The 3552-nt window shown below is 72.1% G+C and carries 4 protein-coding genes; 1 reads left to right on the plus strand and 3 read right to left on the minus strand.

Annotation, left to right across the window (positions count from 1 at the left end):
• From ESO86_RS13655 to hrcA, 3 genes are all read right to left on the minus strand, one after another.
• Positions 1-544, minus strand: a 544-nt coding sequence (locus tag ESO86_RS13655) for an RsmE family RNA methyltransferase (RefSeq protein WP_165307839.1), incomplete at its 3' end; no start/stop codon positions are given.
• Positions 545-563: 19 nt separating this feature from the next.
• Entirely contained in the window at positions 564-1667 is a 1104-nt protein-coding gene (dnaJ, locus tag ESO86_RS13660; RefSeq protein WP_129235503.1) for a molecular chaperone DnaJ, read from the minus strand.
• A gap of 58 nt (positions 1668-1725) precedes the next feature.
• On the minus strand, positions 1726-2745 hold the full coding sequence (gene hrcA / locus ESO86_RS13665) for a heat-inducible transcriptional repressor HrcA (RefSeq protein WP_129235504.1): 1020 nt from the start codon (positions 2743-2745) through the stop codon (positions 1726-1728).
• A gap of 203 nt (positions 2746-2948) precedes the next feature.
• On the opposite strand from hrcA, the gene ESO86_RS13670 reads away from it, so the two are divergent.
• Entirely contained in the window at positions 2949-3362 is a 414-nt protein-coding gene (locus ESO86_RS13670; RefSeq protein WP_129235505.1) for a DUF4870 domain-containing protein, read from the plus strand.
• Positions 3363-3552: the final 190 nt, after the last annotated feature.

The raw sequence follows: 3552 nt of genomic DNA on the forward strand, positions 1-3552 counted from the left end.
TGAGCGGCGTCTCCGCGCCGGGGACGAGCAGCAGCATCCGCGCGCCCTCGAGCCGCCCGGGCAGTTCGCGCGTCGACGCGACCGGCTCGACCGCCGGGATGCGGGCGCGGAGCGACTGCTTCACGGCCTCGCGCACGATGCTCGCCCAGCGGGCGCGTCCCTTCTCGGCCTTCGGGCCCTCCCAGCGGGAGACCGAGCGGGTCGCGGACCACGGCACGATGCGGTCGACGCCGAGCTCGGTCGCGGCCTGCACGGCGAGTTCGTCGCGGTCGCCCTTCGCGAGGGCCTGAACGAGCGTCAGCCGGGGCGAGGCCGCCGGCTCGTCGGCCACCGTCTCCACCTCGATCGCGAGCCGGCGCGGCTCCGCGGAGGTCACCGGGCCGTGCACGACGCGGCCTCGCCCGTCGCCGATCGAGACCTGCTCGCCGACGCGCAGCCGCGACACCGTCACCGCGTGGCGGGCCTCGTCGCCGTGGAGTTCGACCGCATCGCCGGGCCGCACCGCGGCGAGGTCGAGCGTCTCGTCGAGGTAGAGGTGGCTCATCGCGGCATCCGCCCCGCCGTCAGCCCAGGAACCGGTCGCGCAGGCGCGCGAAGAGCCCCTGCTGGAAGTGGCCGAGCTGCGGCGGCTGCGCCTTGCGCTGCTTCGCCAGCTGCTCGACGAGCTCGCGCTCCCTGTGGCTGAGCTTGGTCGGCGTGACGACGTGCACCGCGACCTTCAGGTCGCCGCGTCCGCTTCCGCGGAGGTGCGTGATCCCGCGGTCCTTGACGGTGAGGATCTCGCCCGACTGCACGCCGGGCTTCAGCTCGAGGTCGACGTCGCCGTCGAGCGCGGCGACCTTCGTCGAGGTTCCGAGCACGGCATCGGTCATCTGCACCTCGAGGGTGCAGAGCAGGTCGTCGCCGTTCCGGCTGAACACCTCGTGGTTCCTGACCTTGATCTCGAGGTAGAGGTCGCCGTTCGGGCCGCCGGCCGGGCCGGCCTCGCCGGAGCCCGGCATCTGCAGTCGGACGCCCGTGTCGACCCCGGCGGGCACGTCGACGGGGACCGTGCGGCGGGCGCGCACGCGGCCCTGGCCCTGGCAGGTGACGCACGGCGTCGCGATGATGGTGCCGTAGCCCCGGCACGAGCCGCACGGGCTCGAGGTCATCACGTTGCCGAGCAGCGACCGGACCGCCCGCTGGATGTGGCCGCTGCCGCCGCAGATGTCGCACGTCACGGGCGAGGTGCCCGGCTTGCAGCACGAGCCGTGGCAGGTCTCGCAGACCACGGCCGTGTCGACCTCCAGGTCGCGGTGCGTGCCGAAGATCACGTCGTCGAGTCCGACCTCGAGGCGGATCAGCGCGTCCTGGCCGCGCTCGCGGCGCGACCGCGGTCCGCGGCTGGCCTGCCCCGCGCCGAAGAACGTCTCGAAGATGTCGCCGAAGCCGCCGAAGCCGGCACCGCCGGCGCCGAACCCGCCCTGGCCGCCGAGGTCGTACTGCTGGCGCTGCTTGGGGTCGGAGAGCACGTCGTAGGCGTGCGTGACCTCCTTGAACCGCTCGGACGCCTCGGCGCCGGGGTTCACGTCGGGGTGGAGCTCGCGCGCGAGCCGGCGGTACGCCTTCTTGATCTCGTCCGAGGAGGCGTCGCGTGCGACGCCGAGGACCTCGTAGTGGTCGGCCACGTGAGGCGGGTTCCTTTCGATTGCCGGTGACGGATGCCGCTGGGCGGCCCCGTGCGGTTCAGTTCTCGCCGAGCGTGCGGGAGAGGTAACGGGCGACCGCGCGGACGGCGGCCATGCCCTGGGAGTAGTCCATGCGGGTGGGCCCGACGATGCCGAGACGCGACACGTCGCGCCCGGGGACGGCGAACGAGGTCGACACCACGGAGGTGTCGCCGAGCCCGAACGCGGCGTTCTCGCGGCCGATGCGCACGGCGATGCCCTCGTCGGCGGCCATCTCGCCGAAGAGCCGGAGGATGACGACCTGTTCCTCGATCGCCTCCATGACGCCGAGGATGTTCCCCGCGAAGTCCTGCTCGGTGCGCACGAGGTTCGCCGCGCCGGCGACCACGAGCCGGTCGGCGCGGGTGATCTTCGCCTGGTCCGCGAGCGTCGCGGCGAGGGTGTGGAGCACCTCGGCGTGGGCGCGGTCGGCGTGCTCGGTCTCCGCGGACAGCGCCGTCGCGGCATCCGCCATGGTGAGACCGGCCGCCACCTCGTTGAGCCGGTCGCGCAGCCGGGCGAGCGTGGACTCGTCGGCGGGCTGGTCGAGCTCGGCGAGGCGCTGCTCGACCTGGCCGCTGTCGGAGATGAGGATGCAGAGCACGCGCGTCGGCGCGAGCGAGACGAGCTCCACGTGCCGCACGCGGGCGCGGGCGAAGCTCGGGTACTGCACGACGGCGAGCTGGCGGGTCAGTTGCGAGACGAGGCGGACCGTGCGGCCGAGCAGTTCGTCGAGGTCGTTCGACTCGCCGAGGAAGGTCTCGATGGCGTGCCGCTGCGTGGCCGAGAGCGGGCGGATGTCGGTCAGCTGGTCGACGAACACCCGGTAGCCCTTGTCGGTGGGGATGCGCCCGGACGACGTGTGCGGCGCCGCGATGAGCTCCTCCTCCTCGAGGAGGGCCATGTCGTTGCGGATGGTCGCCGCGGACACCCCGAACTGGTGGCGTTCGACGATCGTCTTCGAGCCGACCGGCTCGCGCGACTCGACGTAGTCCTGCACGATCGCGCGGAGGACCGCGAGACTGCGTTCGGAGACCATGACCCTCGCTTCCCTCGACCGATCGGACCCGGACGACGCGTGCTTGGCACTCCGCCCACGTGACTGCTAATCATATCGCGAGATTCAGGGTGCACACCGTTGCCGGGCGGTCCGCCGCGCCGATAGCGTGTGCATCATCCCGTACCCCGCGTGGCCTCCCCGGCCGCGGCGCGTGCGCTTCCCCACATCGAAAGGCTCCCGACATGACCGACTCCAACCTCCCGCCGCAGGATCCGAACGCCGCACCGCAGCCGACTCCCGCCGCGCCGCTCTCGCACGAGCAGGACGTCCAGTGGGGCTCGTTCGCCCACCTCGGCGGCATCCTCGGCATCCTCCCGTCCCTCATCATCTGGCTCGTCTTCAAGGACCGCGGTTCGTTCACGAACACCGAGGGCAAGGAGGCGCTGAACTTCCAGATCACGCTGGTGCTCGCCACCGTGGCGCTCTGGGTGCTGACGACGATCATCACCGTCGTCACCTTCGGGTTCGGCGCCCTCTTCGGCTTCCTCACCTACATCCCGTGGATCCTCGGCGTGATCTTCTCGATCATCGCCTTCATGACCGCGAAGGACGGCAACCACTACCGCTACCCGTTCGCCATCCGCCTCATCAAGTAGGTCGCGGGGCGGGCCTTCGACGCGCCGGTCGGGCATCCCTCGACCGGCGCGTCGGCGTATGCCAGCATGAGGGAACGTCCCCTGTCCGGGCGCGACCACAGAGGAGCACGCATCATGTCCGACGCACCACCTCCCACCCCGCCGACGCCGCCCGCAGGCGGCCCGCCGCCGCCGCCGCCCGGCGGCCCGA

Source organism: Agromyces binzhouensis, assembly GCF_004135055.1.
In the GTDB taxonomy this organism is placed as follows: domain Bacteria; phylum Actinomycetota; class Actinomycetes; order Actinomycetales; family Microbacteriaceae; genus Agromyces; species Agromyces binzhouensis.

Excerpts from the sequence above, each read along its gene's own strand:
- hrcA (WP_129235504.1), bottom strand. The coding sequence starts at position 2,745 with ATGGTCTCCGAACGCAGTCTCGCGGTCCTCCGCGCGATCGTGCAGGAC.
- ESO86_RS13670 (WP_129235505.1), top strand. The coding sequence starts at position 2,949 with ATGACCGACTCCAACCTCCCGCCGCAGGATCCGAACGCCGCACCGCAG.